This is a genomic window from Aliikangiella coralliicola, assembly GCF_007004725.1.
Taxonomy (GTDB): Bacteria; Pseudomonadota; Gammaproteobacteria; order Enterobacterales; family Kangiellaceae; genus Aliikangiella; species Aliikangiella coralliicola.
The window spans coordinates 418,146-435,193 of sequence record NZ_ML660165.1 but is presented as its reverse complement, the minus strand read 5'-3'; the positions used below and the strand labels follow the sequence as shown (position 1 = coordinate 435,193).

The 17,048-nt window shown below is 40.9% G+C and carries 11 protein-coding genes; 6 read left to right on the top strand and 5 right to left on the bottom strand.

Going from position 1 to position 17,048, the window contains the following annotated elements; all coding sequences use genetic code 11:
- Positions 1 to 44 precede the first annotated feature (44 nt).
- The 4 genes from FLL46_RS15035 to FLL46_RS15020 all read right to left on the bottom strand — a co-directional run bounded on the left by FLL46_RS15035 (position 45) and on the right by FLL46_RS15020 (position 4,483).
- Complete coding sequence (locus tag FLL46_RS15035; RefSeq protein WP_142932131.1) at positions 45 to 809, bottom strand: hypothetical protein; 765 nt, start codon at positions 807 to 809, stop codon at positions 45 to 47.
- 408 nt (positions 810 to 1,217) lie between these two features.
- Positions 1,218 to 1,940, bottom strand: coding sequence for an aspartate/glutamate racemase family protein (locus FLL46_RS15030; protein WP_142932129.1), 723 nt, complete (start codon positions 1,938 to 1,940; stop codon positions 1,218 to 1,220).
- 328 nt (positions 1,941 to 2,268) lie between these two features.
- On the bottom strand, positions 2,269 to 3,183 hold the full coding sequence (locus FLL46_RS15025) for a hypothetical protein (RefSeq protein ID WP_142932127.1): 915 nt from the start codon (positions 3,181 to 3,183) through the stop codon (positions 2,269 to 2,271).
- A gap of 502 nt (positions 3,184 to 3,685) precedes the next feature.
- Positions 3,686 to 4,483, bottom strand: coding sequence for a response regulator transcription factor (locus FLL46_RS15020; RefSeq protein ID WP_168204179.1), 798 nt, complete (start codon positions 4,481 to 4,483; stop codon positions 3,686 to 3,688).
- A 423-nt stretch (positions 4,484 to 4,906) separates the two neighbouring features.
- Here FLL46_RS15020 and FLL46_RS15015 point away from each other — a divergent pair, with 423 nt between their 5' ends.
- Positions 4,907 to 5,467, top strand: a complete 561-nt coding sequence (locus FLL46_RS15015; RefSeq protein ID WP_168204178.1) for an ECF-type sigma factor — start codon at positions 4,907 to 4,909, stop codon at positions 5,465 to 5,467.
- A 22-nt stretch (positions 5,468 to 5,489) separates the two neighbouring features.
- On the top strand, positions 5,490 to 7,853 hold the full coding sequence (locus FLL46_RS15010) for a serine/threonine-protein kinase (protein WP_142932121.1): 2,364 nt from the start codon (positions 5,490 to 5,492) through the stop codon (positions 7,851 to 7,853).
- A gap of 118 nt (positions 7,854 to 7,971) precedes the next feature.
- Here the strand turns inward: FLL46_RS15010 and FLL46_RS15005 are convergent, their stop codons facing one another.
- Positions 7,972 to 9,171, bottom strand: coding sequence for an MFS transporter (locus FLL46_RS15005; RefSeq protein WP_142932119.1), 1,200 nt, complete (start codon positions 9,169 to 9,171; stop codon positions 7,972 to 7,974).
- Positions 9,172 to 9,560: 389 nt separating this feature from the next.
- Here FLL46_RS15005 and FLL46_RS15000 point away from each other — a divergent pair, with 389 nt between their 5' ends.
- From FLL46_RS15000 to FLL46_RS14985, 4 genes are all read left to right on the top strand, one after another.
- Entirely contained in the window at positions 9,561 to 10,865 is a 1,305-nt protein-coding gene (locus tag FLL46_RS15000) for an isochorismate synthase (RefSeq protein ID WP_142932118.1), read from the top strand.
- 148 nt (positions 10,866 to 11,013) lie between these two features.
- Positions 11,014 to 12,687 carry a (2,3-dihydroxybenzoyl)adenylate synthase gene (locus FLL46_RS14995; RefSeq protein WP_142932116.1) on the top strand — a complete coding sequence of 558 codons (1,674 nt, stop codon included), beginning with the start codon at positions 11,014 to 11,016 and terminating at the stop codon, positions 12,685 to 12,687.
- 82 nt (positions 12,688 to 12,769) lie between these two features.
- Entirely contained in the window at positions 12,770 to 13,714 is a 945-nt protein-coding gene (locus FLL46_RS14990) for an isochorismatase (RefSeq protein ID WP_142932114.1), read from the top strand.
- A gap of 1 nt (position 13,715) precedes the next feature.
- Positions 13,716 to 17,027 carry a non-ribosomal peptide synthetase gene (locus FLL46_RS14985; protein WP_142932112.1) on the top strand — a complete coding sequence of 1,104 codons (3,312 nt, stop codon included), beginning with the start codon at positions 13,716 to 13,718 and terminating at the stop codon, positions 17,025 to 17,027.
- Positions 17,028 to 17,048 lie beyond the last annotated feature (21 nt).

The following is a 17,048-nucleotide window of genomic DNA, read 5'->3' as shown; positions in this document are numbered from 1 at the left end:
TTGGCTAATTATATTTTTTGTGTGATTTTAGAACTATCAAATAACTACCGAGTGACCATCTCATAAGTCACGTTGATATTATCGGGATCGTACTTCGGTAGATCCCAACGTTCGTAAAATACAGTAGTTCCTCCAGAATTTTTGCAAATAATATTCCTGTTTAAGTGAGGGTAAAAAATACTGGAGTAGCGAGCCTTACCCGCCCGGCTGAAGCTGTTGCTATGAAACTTCTCTTCACTTGGAATCGATAATGTGGGCAAATAGCCTGTTACGCCTTCAACGCATGAACCGTCGGGGCTTTGATTGTCGATAAATGTTTGCCCTTGATAATCGAGCTGACGAAAAAATCCCGGACGATAACGATAGGGCGGAACCCAGTCACTTCCGTGTAAACTTGAAGACAGATTGATACTTGGTGTGGCAGGTATCTTGTGATAAACATTAAAATTTTCAGTTAAATCGTTTTGGCAATCTAGCTTCAGTGTTTTGGGTTGTGACTCATAACCTTTGTCCAGTTTTCCGTGTGCGACATAACCGAAAGGCGTTTGAGTTAGAGCCAAAGAATTTAAAGTTTGGTAAGACGACTCGATCAAAATATTGGCTTGGGAACAGTTTGTATTCCCCGTTGAGTTATAGACGTAGGCTTCAAGATAATAGTTACTCGAAGAGTTGACTTCTACTCGCTCTATTGGTCCATAAGAATATTCAGTGGAGCGATTGTATGACTGGTCTTCATCGTAGATTGGTTGAGCTGCTTGTAGGGCCGGTACTAACAAACTAGAAATTGCAATTGAAGATAAAATCTTCATTTTATTTCTCCTGATAAAGTGTTGTGTCTTTGAAATTTGCGCCTTGCGCGGGAAAAATAATGGTAGGTTAATGTTTCAACTTAATTAATTATTTTTTGGTTATTTGAAACTCGCTTTGCAATAAATATATTGGAGAAAAAAATTATATCAGTTGTGTTTTCTTTTTCTTAAGTTGAGTGATCAGTTAGAACAAAATTCTATTTAATAAGTTCCGGCGTTGAGGAAATGTCGGGTATACAAGTGTTAACGGTCTTTTTCTATTTAACGAAAATAAATCTTAGATTTACTTGAGAGTTTTTTGATTTGTTGCATTTGTTATTTTTATATTTTTCATTTTTTCAGGCACTAATAATAAAAAATTATGAGTGCCTTTTTGACAAATATTGCATATGTTTTATTTAATGGCTCTTATTCTCCGTTAGCGATTTTATTGGTTGCTTTTTGTAGTGCGGCTCTGGCCAATAGTCGTGTTGAATCTAGTGTGGGAAGTGTCGAGTTGTGATCATTAATGATTAATGGAATTTCAGTGCAGCCTAATATTACAGCGTCACAATTTTTATTTTTCATCCATTCAATAACGTTTTGAAAGTAGGCAATAGACCGTGGATTGAAAATTCCGTTTACCAGTTCTTCCATAATAATTCGTCCAATTTCCTTGCTTGCCGAAGTTTCGGGGCGAACGAACTCAAGACCATGATGAGCGAGTTTTTCGGGGTATATATCACTTTGAGTCAGCCAATGAGTCCCCGTGATACCAAGACGATTAAATCCACGTTGACTAGCCTGGGCTGCCACAACTTCCGCAATATGTATCCACGGTAGTGATGATTTATGGGGAATATGCTGAAAAGCTTGGTGAATTGTGTTGTCCGGGCAAATTAAAAAATCAGCACCCGCCTTTTCAAGCTTATCCGCCGATGAGCACATTAAATTTGCGACACCTTGCATATCATTGTTATCGAGGTATTTAACGTATTCGGCCAGAGAGTGAGTATGCAAGGATATCTCTGGGTGACCATGTGGTCCTAAAATTTTGGAGCCTTCGTTGCAGATAGTGCGATAACAAAGTGAGGCCCCTTCAGCTGAACAGGCCACAATGCCAATATGTTGAGTGTTCTGCTTTAAATCCATATGTTTGTTTCTGCCAGTTTAACTTTTGACTGCTAATATTGTATGACTTGTTCTTTCTATTTACATTAAAAAATCTGGTGCGGTAAGCTAAATTTTTAGTACGCTACATTTTAGTACATTGCAATTTTTAATCCTTAAGTTAGCTGAAAGGGTAACTTAATCATCGGTTCAGCTTTGGTCAATGTATTTTGATCATTTCCATGGAGTTGAAAACGATTTACTTCATACTAATTGAGTATTAAATTGAGTATTAAATTGAGTATTAAATTGAGTATTAATAGTTTAACTCGCCGAGTGATACATTTTAAACTCGGCGAGTCTAGTCGATTTACGGCATACGAGTATATCGACTACACCAAGTGTATAATCTTACACCTTGCTGATAAAAGTCGGTCCACTGAGTACACACGAAGAAACCATTTGAGGAGCCGCTACCACCAGTTATGTTACTACAGCTTCCGACACAAGTATCTTCTCCAGAACTACTCCAGTTTTGGTTGTCATCGTTGTCATCGTCACTTTGGTCGTCATTATCATTATTTGGTTCTGTATAGAGGTTACAATCTCCACAATCTTGATTGTAGTCCACCATCGCACCAGCAACCATGGCTAATGAAAAGCCACATCCCCACCCAGCGCTTGCTGCGCAAATAACACCTGCTCTAAGCGAAGTTCCCATTAAGGCGATCATATTGCCTGCGTCACAGGCTGGAAGGTCAGCACAACTCACATCGTCTTTTCTATGGGTATTTAGAGCACTATATGCTTTATTTTGAACCTGTTCATAACTGACGAAATCATACCAATCTTTCTGAAGTTGATCTGTTGTATCGACCCACGACAAATCCGGGATTGACTCGTTTTCATAGTTAGGATCATATTCTATAATCTGGACTTCATTTGTGTGGTTGTTTCGAGCGGTATAAGTGGCACCGGCCCCCCGGGTCATGCTCCAACTTGAATTTGGTGCTACAACGGAGATGAATGAGCGATCAGCATTCGTTGTCATTTGCCAACTTAATCCAGATTGCCCTTCAAACTTCAAAGTCATAAAAACTAATTGGCCATTTCGTACCGAGTTTTTGACCCTAAGAGTGCCAAAAACATTAGTACTTAAAATGTCATCATAGAGTTGAATTGTATCCTCGCCCGGCCCTTCGCCCGGGGGTATAAGTCCAATAGAGGAAGCTGTGCCAACAAAAAAAAGTAAGTTGATTGCAATTATCTTAGTTATTAGTTTCATCGTTAGATTTTTCCTTATAATATGAATAGATTACCCTAAGGTCATAAAAAACGATTGTTAAACTTAATACCACGCTACTGATATTCCCCTCTTTTAGTGCTTGTAAAGAATCATATAACCAGGCCAATGTAACTATATTGATAAGCCAAACGGTTACCTTATTAACCAGTTTTTGTTCTTTTAGACTGTTCCAGCTGAGGTAAATCAGAATCCATAAGATTCCAATTAAGAAATGATTGATAGTAAGCCAATCCACGTTTAATAACCCTGACACTTAGTTGTTTATGATAAGAGCTACCTCAAAAAAGAGGCTCTTCTAGACTATCGAAAAGGAGAGTTGGCGTTTATTAATAACTGGCCAATCGTTGTAACTATAATGCCAATTTTATTTTCAGCCTTGAACCGCCTACTTCAGTAGGCGGTTATCATTCTTTGAGGAGAACACCTTAACACCTAAATGGTTCTCCCAATGATAATATGGATACCAGCCGGGGATATTTATTTAGTTTTCGGTGCACTTGTCGATAAAACCATTGTTCTCATTGCCTGGTTTTAACAGATAGAAATTAGGCGGGCTGACAATTCTCTTTCCTACAAGGCTGTAACCTTTACTTCTCACAGTTCTAATCAAATTTATCTTGCTACTTACTTGCTGAAACTTTTTTCGAATACGGTAAACCAGCGCATCGATATTTCTTGAGAAGTCGCCACCCTGTACGACGAGCGAATCTATTATCTCATCTCTGCTATACACTGCGCCGGGCGAATTGGCTAATAGAGCGAGAAGGTCAAATTCCATAGCTGTCAGTTTGACAGGCTTTGCGTCAAGACTCAATTTTGCCTCTACTCTGTCTATGAATAAAAATTCATGGCCAATTTTAAGTTGAATTTTTTGTTGGCCCAATTCTATTTTCTGTTCCGATGCTTTGTCCTGGCTGCGGCGTATTGCAGCTCGAATTCTTGCTACCAATTCTCTCTGCTCGACTGGTTTGCACAGGTAATCATCGGCCCCCATTTCCAGGCCCACAATCAAATCAGTCAGATCTTTTTCTGAACTTAATAAGATAATTGGAATGTTCTTAAAGTGTGTTGTAGATGTTCTTATTTTTTGACATAAATTCAGGCCAATTCCTGCTGCAGAGTCCAGAACGATTAATAATAGATTATAGGTGTGCTGTGTGAGAAGCTTATATCCCAAAGTAGAGCAGGCCGTAGCGTCTAGTCGGATGTTGTATCGCATTAATACCGGCTTTATCGAGTTTGAAAGCGCTTTATCTTCATCAATTATCAATATTTTCATTGTCATTTCCTTTAGTTTGTTAATTTTCCGTCTTGTCACTCAAGTTCTGGTTAGTGCCATAAAATGAAGTGATATTTACTTAATACAAAAACGCCAGAAAAAATCCTCAAAAAAAATAAATAAAAGCATATTTAAACTGATATTTTGACTTTGTTTATTAAGTAAATCTCGTGTTTAGATACTAAGGTTTTCTTTTTTTGAATTTTTCAATTTTTTATTACTTATCCTAATAATGTAGGTTTTTGCGTCAGTTTTTCTCCAATAAAAGGACAAGTTTTCCAAGGAAAATGATGCTTTATAAAAGAAAGAAAAAAACAATTAGAATGCTTTATTTTTTTTGATAAACTGTGACTTTGAAAAAAATGTTGAGCTAGTATACGAGTTGAGTAACGCTCTGTACTGTTAAGTGTAAGGATGGTTTTTGTGAGCAGTAACCGTGATATTACAGAAAAACTAAAACAATGGAATTGCAAAGACCCTCGAGCATGGGATTCGCTGTTACCAGATATTTACAGAGAGCTTAAGCTAAAAGCCAAACAAGTTCTTGCCAGAAAAAACGCCAAATCACTTGAGCCAACAATCTTGGTGCACGAACTCTATTTCGATTTTAAAAATTATTTTGGCGTACAATGGAAGGATAGTAACCATTTCTTTGCGATCGCAGCGCTGGCAATGCGTCAGATAATTGTCAATGAAGTCACTAGATTAAACGCGGAAAAACGAGGAGGAAGGCTGGTTAGAGTAACTGCAAAAGATTTTGAGTTTGCTGAGACTGGAAAACCAACGGTAGATATTATCGACCTGGATAAAGCTTTGAGTAAATTGGAGCAAAACTATCCAGAGAGTTGTCGAGTCGTAGAGTTAAGATTTTTTGTGGGGTTAACTGAGAAAGAAGTTGCAGAGGTTCTGGAAATCAGTGAGCAAGCTGTTCAACGACATTGGGCGTGGTCGAAGTCCTGGTTGATGTACGAAATGGATTGCTAACCTGTTTTAAGGATTGTGAAAAATGAAAAATGACAAACTTTCTGAGTACGCTTTCGAGTCCTTTCACAATGCTTTGGAATTAGCGCCGAAAGATCGCGTTGAATATATTTCTGCTGCCCTGCTTAACAACGAAACCATTAAGAAACAATTAATCGACATGTTGAATAAACATGAGCGAGCAGACGAGTTTTTGAAAGTACCACCAGAACTTGACGCAGAAAATATTACCTTGACCGGAGTTGGCGATAAAAAAATTGGTAATAAATACAGAGTGCTAAAAGTTATCGGCAGTGGTGGAATGGGAACTGTCTATCTCGCCGAACGTGTTGATAATATTTATGCAAGGCCGGTGGCCTTGAAACTAATTCGCGGAGTTGACCACAATCCTGAGCAAATTAACCGATTTGAGAGAGAAAGAAAAATACTAAGCAAACTAGATCATCCAAATATTGCGAAGCTATTGGATGGAGGAACATCCAAAGAAGGTTTTCCTTATTATGTTATGGAGTTTATTAAGGGAAGGTACATAACTGATTACTGTCAATCTTTGCGACTGACAATAAGACAACGTATCGAACTTTTTTTAAGCGTTTGCTCTGGTGTTGTTTTAGCCCATAGGAATTTAATTATTCACAGAGATTTGAAGCCGTCGAATATTCTGGTTAATTCCAATGGGCAGCCGAAGTTGCTGGATTTTGGGATTGCGAAAGATCTCGCTGAGAAAGATTTAACGGTAACCGCGTTACCATTAACTCCACATTACGCTAGTCCTGAACAGGTTCGTCAGGAGCAGCTTACAACCGAAACAGATATCTACTCTCTTGGAGTTATTTTATACGAGTTATTAACCGGTGTTAGCCCCTATGATTCAGTCAGATCTCTAGAGCTACTGCAACAAATAAGTGATTCGACACCGAAACTAATGAGTCAGATGGTCGGTCAATCTAACAAAAAGCTAAGCCGTTTGTTGACTGGTGATCTTGATACCATTGTCATGAAAGCAATACAGAAAGAACCAGAGAGACGTTATGCATCTGTTCAAGAATTTGCAGATGACCTTAGACGATATTTGAATAGCGAGCCCGTGATTGCTCGCAAGGATAGCGTTTGGTATCGAGTCAGTCGGTTGTATAAGCGCAATAAGATACTGACGTCCGTGATTATTGTTTCTCTTGTCACACTGATATCTGTTGGTGCTTTTTTGCAGTTTAAAATTATTAATGAGAGCCACTTAGTTGCAATAGAAAGGGATAAATTCAAACATACTCAAGAATATTTGTTAGGAATACTCCAGATCTCGAGAAATAGAATGCCAAAGGAATATAGAGGTATGGCAAGAGGCCTTTTGGAGCATGCTATTAAAAACGCAACAGAAGGTCTTAATAGTGAGCCAGGTGTCAAAAGCGAAATAATGAATACTTTAGGAGTCGCTTATATGCATCTTGGTGATTATAAACTTTCAGCTGAAATGCTCAGGCCTGCGCTAGCCCTCCGCCAACAAAACTTTCCGCAAAATAGTTTAGAGGTTGCCGAGAGCAAGTATGAATTAGCGCGGTTGAGCGTCGGGCTGGGAAACTATCAGCAAGCAAATGAATTATATATGAGTGCGTTGGAAATCTATCAGAGTAGTTTCGAACAAGAATATTCGCTAATAGCAAACATATATTCTTTACTTGGCTGGCTTCGTTGGTCTCAGGGGCAATACGAGCAAGCTATTAATTTTCAGCAAAAGTCACTTGATATTCGGCTAAAGCTACCTGGCTTACAGTATCATTATTCGGTTGCCGAAAATTACCTCGGTCTCGGAAATGCTTATGCTGGTAAAAAAAACTTTGAGCGGGCATTAGATTATCATCAAAAGGCTTTAGACATATTTAACGGGAATGTCGATGACTTAGATATTTCGTCAGGTTGGTATTTCTTGAGCATGGCGAATACCTATGTTCAAAAAAAAGAGCCACTCAAAGCGATTGAATATTTTGAGAAAAATCTTGATGTTTTTGTTCCAAACTTTGGTGAGGACAATGTCATTCTCCATGAAAGTTATGCTGGTATGGGGGAAGCTTATCTTCAATACGGAAAGAACAATTTGGCATTATATTATGGTAAGAAAGCACGAGATATTTGCTTGAAGAATTTAGGTGAGTCGCATCCAGGATTAGTATCGCCATACTTAACTCTAGCGGCGGTCCATGCAAGTCAAGGAGAGAGTTGGTTAGCACTCGGCTATTTCACTCAAGCTCACACAATTGCTCGTAAAAGTTTTGGAACAGAACACTTTCGCACTAGAGAAATTGCTAACCACATTAATCGTCTAAAAATTCAAATTCCTGTGATAGAGGAAACACACACCGAACTAAGCCCACTGACTAAGAAAACTCATTAGTTTCTTTCCGAGTTGATGCCACCTGAACTCTTGATCGTATCCCATTCTATTAAAATTCTGCGGTTTCAAATCAGATCTATAGTGACTACCGAAATCTTTTCGCCCAATTCTTTGCGAGCTATCCTGGTTGCAACACGGAGCTCTTTTCTCGTCTTAACAACAAGAAAAGAATGACGGGATGCAAACTCATCAAAATCACCGCTAATCCTGCCAATTGCGGCATTCCCTGTATTTCATTGGTTGTATCTACTGACAAAATTTGAGCGGAAACAAACCCGGCAAGTCCCGCTGAAATATTACCGACTGTGGTGTAAAAAGACATAAATCCAGCTCTTTCATGAGGAGCGGGAATCTTTGAAACAACTGCCATGGTAGAACTGTTTCTTGCGGAAGTCGCTGCCATAAAAAGTGCAAATACCAGCATCACGGGAATTAGGCCGGGAGCAATAAAACCTGCGATTATTGAAAAAATGATGATAGCTGTTAACGTACTGGCCAACATCATTGGAAAGCCCTTATCCAAAATTCGACCGGTTAGTTGCAGCGTTATCAAACTAGCAATTCCACCAACCAGGTAAAGCAAGCCAAGACTATCTTTTGGATAATCCAGATTGAAAACGAAGAAAGTAGCAATGTTCGGTACGATCATGAAATGACCTAACATATGGCAGCTAACTAGTGCCAGAGCCATAACTATCTCTGGTTTACTCAGTAATTTTTTTAAGTCGAGTTTTGGTTTTTCTCGATTGATATGTTCGGTCATCTTCGGTAATTGAGAGACAGCGACTAAACACAAGGTTGCGCCCAAAACACCAGTTGTAAGAAAAGGAAGCGTCCAATTTTTCCAACTGGCGAGCTGAAGCATCGTTGGAATACCAATGATGGCCGAAAGCGAAAAAGCGCTCGATACCATCGCCATCGCCTTACCTCTTTGCTGAGGAGGAATAAGATCCATGATGACTGACAACATAACTGCGCCCGCCGGACCACCAAATAAAGCAGAAATAATCAGAATAAAAATTAAACTTTGTGTATCCCACGCAACCGCGCAGAGGAGGGTGGTAATCGCTTTACCCAGACAGGCAATCAAAAGCAATTTTCGACGATCATACCGGTCGAGTATCGGCGCTAACATAATGCCCGCGATTGCCGCTGCAAGAGTCGCGAAACCATTCAGATAACCAATATCTGCGGGATCCATAGCGATAGATTCAGCTAGCTCAGGACCAAGCGGCATAATCATCATAGTGGTTGTCAAAAACACAAATTGCAGCAGCATAATTAAAATTATGACGCCACGGGTATTCGCTTCCCGCATCGGGAACTCCTTCAAATTTTGACTAATTGTCTTTGGTTGAAAATTAGTCACTTAATAGTAATGAGAATTATTATCATTAAATTATCAAGTAATTACCAGCGTTAATTCGAATTAATTCATAAGGGTCTGGTTTTGATGATAGTGCCGCTAGAACCTGGGAAATATCTCTATTTGTAAAGATCGTGAGGATTTTTAAATAAATCGTTTACATCTAAATGATAATCATTATCATACGCGTTATTATTTGAAAGGTGAACTTAAATCCACCTATTTGAGAGCTAAGTGGTAGTTAAGCACAAAAGAAACAATTCCAACTGATAAATGAATACGTTGCAGTCGTCTGGCAATACTTTTACAGCGATTAGCCGTATCAATACAAGGAGTAAGAAATGTTAAGTTATGACGGGGAATCATTAGATTCCAGTGAAAATTCAAACATTCTGGAAGAATTTCGAGAAGGAGAGTCATTTTTTTTCCGGTCTGAGGAGTTCGCGTTTCTGACCTCTGGTACGTTGGTAAAAGTGCCCGACACCAATTTAACCTGCCAAAGTTTCGAACAGACTGTGATGCGAACATTCGAACAGGCTAAGCATTTAATGTCGAACAAAACTGCATCGATAGAGCCGCCTTTAGTTGTTGGGGCGATTCCATTTGACCGAACTAAACCGGTCAACTTGCGAATTCCAAAAAGCGTCAAGCGATTTGATCCACAAACCCGCTTATCTGTGGATGCTGTTGAAGCTACCCATTCTTTATCATCAGTTAAAGAAGTGGTTTCGAATTGGACTACCACCCACATGCGAAGTGTCCCGAATGGTGACGCTTATAAACAAAGTGTCAGTCAGGCTTTAGATTTATTCGCGAAAACGGAACTTGATAAAGTGGTATTGGCAAGAACCTTAGAGATCGGTTGTGATCAAGAATTGCCAGTTTCCAAATTAATCGCGAGATTAGCACAGAGTAACCCCAACGGGTTTATTTTTGCCGCAGACTCCAGTCTCAACCAGCTTTCACCTCGGACGTTATTCGGGGCAAGTCCTGAATTGTTAATCTCAAAAAAAGGCGCGAAAGTTTTTTCTAATCCACTCGCGGGATCCGCTGCTCGAAGCACAAGTGTCACTGAAGACTGCAACCGGGCCGAAGCCTTACTTCGTTCGACTAAAGATCTTCACGAGCATGCGTTAGTTATCGAGTCAATCGTTGATACTTTGTCACCTTATTGTAAAAAGCTTCATCTACCAGGAAAGCCTTCGTTATTAAAAACACCGACTATGTGGCACCTCTCAACTTTAATTCAGGGCGAACTAAAAGATAGTGAAACTTCATCATTAAGTTTAGCCAAAGCGCTTCACCCAACACCGGCTGTGTGTGGAAATCCGACAGTCATGGCAAGAGAAACAATTTCCCGTTTGGAACATATTGAGCGAGGCTTTTTTACCGGAACGGTTGGCTGGTCTGATATCAACGGTGATGGTGAGTGGTCTGTCACCATTCGGTGTGCTGAAAAACAAGCGCAGTTGCTTAAGTTATACGCAGGCGCTGGTATTGTCGAAGGTTCACTGCCAGATCTTGAGCTGGCGGAAACTGCCGCGAAATTTGGCACCATGCTTAACGCGCTTGGTATTAGTTATTCCGATGCGATCAATTATTCGGACATGGGAATGTCGACGTCGACTAAAACGAAAGTGGCTTAGTAACAACAACGGAAAGATCAATAATTTTTAGGCGGTCATGCTCAGCATCAAACAAAGCAAGCATGAAAAATTTTCGGATGAAATCCGCTAAACACTTTTGTTGTTTTATCGTGTTTTGAACAAACTATCAAGCAAAGAGGACAGGATAGTGAGAATTCCATTTAGCCCGTGGCCAGAAAGCGCGGCGAGTGAATATCGGGATAAAGGCTATTGGACCGGCGAAACCATTCATAGTTTGCTGGCCAGTCGCGCTAAAACCACACCTGATGCCATCGCGATTGTTTGTGGAAAACGACGGATAAACTATGCCGAGTTTTACAGTTTGGTTAATCGTCTATCGATTGCTTTTGCTAAAAAAAGACTGGGTCCCAAAGATACCGCGGTCATACATTTGACGAATACATTTGAATTTTATCTTGCGTTTTTTGCGTTATTAAAACGTGGTGTAACACCTGTGTTAGCACTAGCGGCCCATCGGTATTCCGAGCTGAGTCACTACCTCAGCCAAACCAACGCGAAACTACTCATAAGCGACGGCGATATTTGGGGAAAACAATGTTCAGAAATGATGCAGCGTTTGCAAGCAGAGCATTCTGATTTAGCGCAAATAGTAATGACAAACTCATTGCAGGATATGCCTGATTTTGTTACCGACTTTAATTCGTTGACGAGTGAAGATGATTCCATTCATGGGGATCTGGGGTTGCCGAACGAAGTGGCATTTTTTCAACTATCAGGCGGTAGTACCGGTACGCCAAAATTGATACCACGAACGCATGACGATTACTTATACAGTGTTAGAGAAAGTTCGAAAATTTGTCAGCTAAATGAACAAAGCCGTTATCTTTGTGCTTTGCCGGTTGGCCATAATTTTTCGCTGAGTTCTCCAGGTGCATTAGGTATTTTTTACGCAGGCGGTACTGTCGTGTTAGCAAAAGATCCTAGTCCAGATACCTGTTTTTCCATCATTGAAGCCGAAAAAATAAATATCACAGCATTGGTTCCGCCTGTCGCAATGGTTTGGATGAAGTCGGCGGAAAGAAATGCCAAAAGCCTCGCTTCTCTCAAACTTTTACAAGTGGGGGGCGCGAAATTTTCGCAAGAAGCGGCAAAAAAAGTAGAGCCGTTATTGGGCTGCAAGTTACAACAAGTATTTGGAATGGCTGAAGGATTAGTGAACTACACCAGAATAGATGACAGCTCGGAAATCATAGAAAACACCCAGGGTCGCCCAATCAGCGATGACGATGAAATTTTAGTTTTAGATGATAATGATGAGCCAGTGGCGAGAGGCGAAATTGGCCACCTGTTAACGAGAGGGCCTTACACTTTTAGAGGTTATTTTCAAGCGCCTGTTACTAATTCGAAATCTTTTACCGCTGACGGATTTTACCGAACAGGCGATATCGTTCGACAAACCGCTGATGGTTATTTAATTGTTGAAGGTCGACATAAAGACCAGATTAATCGTGGTGGAGAAAAAATAGCGGCTGAAGAAATCGAAAATCATCTGATTGCTTTTGATGGTGTTTTAGATGTTGCACTAGTTGCTATGCCTGATGAACTTATGGGAGAAAAAAGCTGCGCTTTTCTAATCCCTGAAGACGTTAATATTCCGGTGATTAAACTCAGACAGTTTTTACGACAAAGAGGTTTAGCGGATTACAAAATACCTGATCGATTTGAATTCGTCCCGGTATTTCCTAAAACAGCGGTGGGGAAAGTCAGCAAAAAACAATTGCGATTGCAGATTATCGATATTCTCAAAGGAAGTCATAAATTATCTTTGCAATCATTCACCGATAGTGCGGTATCGAAATAACGCTATTTCGATATTCGTCAACCCTTAATAAATAGACAGAGTCTAAGACAGACTTAATTTAAGAAAACATCAGGAGTTTATTGTGGCAATTCCACAGATCAAACCTTACTCGTTACCGACACAATCTGAGTTACCAATAAACAAGGTTGACTGGCAGTTAGACGCATCGAAAGCGGTACTACTTATTCATGATATGCAAGAGTATTTTTTAAATTTTTACCAGTCTGATGCAGAAATGATTTCTCAAATGATTCAAAATATTTGTCGTCTAAAAGCAGTTGCAAAACAGGCAGGTATTCCAGTTATTTACACCGCGCAGCCCGAACATCAATCACTTGAGGAAAGAGGTTTGTTAACTGACTTTTGGGGAGCAGGCCTTAATAACTCGACGGAACAAAAAAGCATAACCAATGAGTTAGCACCTGATGACGCGGACACCGTATTAACCAAATGGCGCTATAGTGCTTTTAAACGTAGTCCATTGCATCATTTGATGGATGAATTGGATAAAGACCAGATAATTATTTGTGGAATCTACGCTCATATTGGCTGCATGACTTCCGCGTGTGATGCTTTTATGCGGGATATTAAACCTTTTATGGTGGCCGATGGGTTGGCGGATTTCACCAGAGAAGATCATTTGATGGCACTGAATTACGTTGCCAAACTTTGTGGTTCGGTCAACACAACGAATAGTCTAATTGATGCTATTTCCGAACGCTCGAAAAGCGGACAAACTGAAATCTCAAATGTTCAAAACTCCCAGTTCAATATCGATGAAAATAACATCGGCACTGAATGGACAATCGAAAAGTTAGTGGCCAGAATCGCGAGCTTTTTACAAGTTCCCGAGAAAGATATCGACTGTGATGAAAGTCTGATTGACTATGGGCTCGATTCAATTCGAGTGATGACGTTGGTAGAAGAGTGGCGCTCACAGGGACTCAACATTAATTTTCAGCAACTAGCGGAAAACCCTACTATTAACGGTTGGCACCAGCTTCTCCTTGCCGAAAAAGGGGAATAGTATGTCGAAGCCAAGTCTGCCGAAGCCTGGTCTTTCGAAGTCCGGTCTTTCGAAACCGAGCCTGCCGAAAATATCTAACTATCAGTTTCTTTCTGCCGCACAGCTCGGCATTTGGTCGGGTCAGCGCTTGAATTTAAAAAGTTCGGTTTACAATGCTGCTGAGTGCATTGAAATCATCGGTCCGTTAGATGTTGATACTTTTGTCGAAGCCGTTCGGGAAGTTGCCAAACAGGCGGACACCTTGCATTGCCGATTTGTGCAGACTGACAATGTTCCGCGATTATTTGTCGATGAGAAAAGAGATGTTGTAGTTGAAGTCATCGATATCAGCGAGCAGTCAATGCCCCGAGATTATGTACAACAATTGAGTCAGCAGGATTTGGCAACGGTTGTTGACCTTGAAGAGGGTCCGCTATACCGCGAAGTACTGTTGGTCGCAGGACCGCGACATTTTTTCTGGTATCAACGAGCACATCATATCGCGTTAGACGGTTATGCGTTTTCTATGCTTGCCAGGAATGTCTCAGAGCATTATCAACTTTTGTCAGGGAAAGGAAAATCATTAAATGCAGAGAGAGCCGTTTACTTTTCTCCAATTGAGCGAGCATTGAATGAAGATAAAGATTATCGCGCTTCAGACAAATTCGTTCGGGACAAAACATTTTGGCAGTCTTACCTTAGTGACATGCCGACTCCGGTATCTCTAGCCAAAAGTAACAACGCCGCAATGACCAATGTGATCAAAAGGCATACCGGCGAGTTGTCAGTTTCCTTTTTAGATAAATTGAAAAAACTGGCTAGTCAGAAAAATCTTGCGTGGCCAGATATTTTGATCGCAAGTTTTGCCGCTTACCTTGCTCGGGCACAGCGCTGTGAAGAAGTCGTGTTAGGGTTGCCGGTCATGAACCGGTTGGGAAGCGCAACCATAAAAATTCCTGCGATGGTGATGAATATCATCCCGCTCAGAGTGGCTGTTGATGGCGAGCAAAGTATTATTGATATCGCTAATAATGTTGCCGGTCAAATACGTCTTGGACGCAAGCATCACCGTTATCGTTATGAGGATATGCGTCGAGATTCAAACTTAATTGGTGGCGGTAAAAAACTTTTCGGTCCGGTGATTAACGTCATGCCATTTGATTATCAATTAAATTTTGGCGATTGTGAGTCGCGGGCTCATAACATTTCTGCCGGTCCGGTTGAAGACTTATCTATTGGCATTTATGCGAGAGCTGATGGTAATGCGTTACGCGTTGATTTTGACGCTAACCCAGAACTTTATGGCGACTTGTCGCTACAACAACACTATTCAAGTTGGATAAGTTGTTTACAACAATGGCTACAAGAACCTGCCGCATTTTGCAAAAATATTTTGATCGACGCAGAGCTAGGAAATCTAGAAGCACATTTAATTTCGGGGGCCGAACTCGCTGCACCAACTCGATCAATCGTTGCTGATATTTTTAAATGGGTTGAAACTGAACCCGATACAATCGCTTTAATTGATGGCGACAACAATTTAACTTACCAATCTCTTTGGCAAAATGCCCAACAGATAGCTGTCAGACTCACTCGCAATGGTGTGACTGAAGGCGACAATGTTGCGATTTATATGCCGAGAGGGAAGTTTGGAATAGTGGCTATCCTTGGTTGTTTGCTAGCGGGGGCTTGCTTTGTTCCAGTTGACCCGAACGGCCCGAAACAAAGAGCCATGCATATTCTTAATGACATTTCGGTAAAGGCTGTTCTTTCTAGTGGAGAGCATTTGTCATGTGAATCGATTGCTGATTATCCCGTGCTTTCTGTTGAAGATGAATTGTTGACGCCTGTTGAATGTTCGCCGCTGAATATCAATCTGGATAGTAACGCCTATATCATGTATACCTCGGGAACGACCGGGCAACCCAAAGGTGTTCAAACGTCACATGGTGCACTAGCTCATTTCGCTCGCTCCGCTGCGAGCTATTATCAAGTTTCAAAAAACGACCGAATGTTGCAGTTTGCACCACTCACTTTTGACGCTTTAATTGAAGAAGTTTTTGTCACGCTGGTAAGCGGCGCCGCGTTAGTTTTACGAAACGATCGAATGCTCCAGTCGTTTGAAGAAATGCTCAGCGGATGCCAATACCATCAGGTCACTTTAATGGATTTACCCACCGCTTATTGGCACGAAATGGCATTAAGTCTCTGTCAGAATGAGCCGGCAGAAAACCAATTACCGACAAGTTTGAGAGGGATCATTATTGGTGGAGAAGCTGCATTACCTGAACGAGTTTCAAGCTGGTGTGAGCGTTTTCCAGACGTGGACTTATGGAATACTTACGGTCCTACGGAAACCACTGTGGTCGCGACTGCCGCAAAATTATCAGGCGGCAATTTAAATCAGCAAGTTGAAAAAGCAATGAAGTCAGTATCAATTGGTTTGCCGTTGCCTGGATATCATGCCCTAATTTTAGATGAGAAAGGTTATCCTGTTCCGAAAGGAGTTGAAGGTGAACTATTTATTTCAGGGCCGGCGTTGTCCTCAGGATATATTAATCGAGCAGAAGAAACGGCAAAGCGATTTGTAGAAATCAAACATTGGGACTCTCCGGTGAAAGCTTATCGAACGGGTGACAAGGTTTGTTTAGTTCAATGTAAAAACGACTCCCAATTAACAACAAGCGAACAGCTTTTCTATCTGGGAAGAGTTGATGATGAGTTTAAAATTAGCGGGCATCGTGTTTCACCTGTTGAAATCGAAAATGTTATTTTGACTTTTAGTGGCATTGAGCAAGCTGCGGTTATCGGGCACGTGCTGCAAGGTGGTGTTAGACGATTGGTTGCGCATCTGGTCGTCGCTCAGGGAGCCGAGTTGACAAGCCAGGAAAACGGATTCGCAGCACTGAAACAACACCTCGGTCAATTTCTTGCCAGCGCCGTTATCCCGAGTGAGTATTTACTGGTCGATAAGTTACCTAAAAATAGTTCTGGAAAAATAGATCGCAAACAGTTGCATGCCGATTATTTGGCTCAAGCCGAGCGTTTTGACTTTACCGCGTTAAGTTCTGAAGAAAAGGCTGTTATCCAATGTTGGCAAGAAATTCTTGGTCGGCAGAGTATTCAGTTGCAAGATGACTTTTTTATTCTTGGCGGACAGTCATTACAGACCATTCAGGTTGCCAGCCGGCTCTCTTCAGCATTGAGTTTGGATATCAGTGTGGCGGATATTTTTGAGTATCCTACAGCAAGTGAGCTTGCCGGTTTTATTTCGGCGAAACTAACCAACGCTGAGTTAACTTCAGAAGAAGATCTTGTAGAAATGGTCTGGTAGAGATGTTTGTTAAGTACATGA

Coding starts and splice junctions, on each gene's coding strand:
- FLL46_RS15035 (WP_142932131.1), bottom strand. CDS start 809: ATGAAGATTTTATCTTCAATTGCAATTTCTAGTTTGTTAGTACCGGCC.
- FLL46_RS15030 (WP_142932129.1), bottom strand. CDS start 1,940: ATGGATTTAAAGCAGAACACTCAACATATTGGCATTGTGGCCTGTTCA.
- FLL46_RS15025 (WP_142932127.1), bottom strand. CDS start 3,183: ATGAAACTAATAACTAAGATAATTGCAATCAACTTACTTTTTTTTGTT.
- FLL46_RS15020 (WP_168204179.1), bottom strand. CDS start 4,483: ATGAAAATATTGATAATTGATGAAGATAAAGCGCTTTCAAACTCGATA.
- FLL46_RS15010 (WP_142932121.1), top strand. CDS start 5,490: ATGAAAAATGACAAACTTTCTGAGTACGCTTTCGAGTCCTTTCACAAT.
- FLL46_RS15005 (WP_142932119.1), bottom strand. CDS start 9,171: ATGCGGGAAGCGAATACCCGTGGCGTCATAATTTTAATTATGCTGCTG.
- FLL46_RS15000 (WP_142932118.1), top strand. CDS start 9,561: ATGTTAAGTTATGACGGGGAATCATTAGATTCCAGTGAAAATTCAAAC.
- FLL46_RS14985 (WP_142932112.1), top strand. CDS start 13,716: ATGTCGAAGCCAAGTCTGCCGAAGCCTGGTCTTTCGAAGTCCGGTCTT.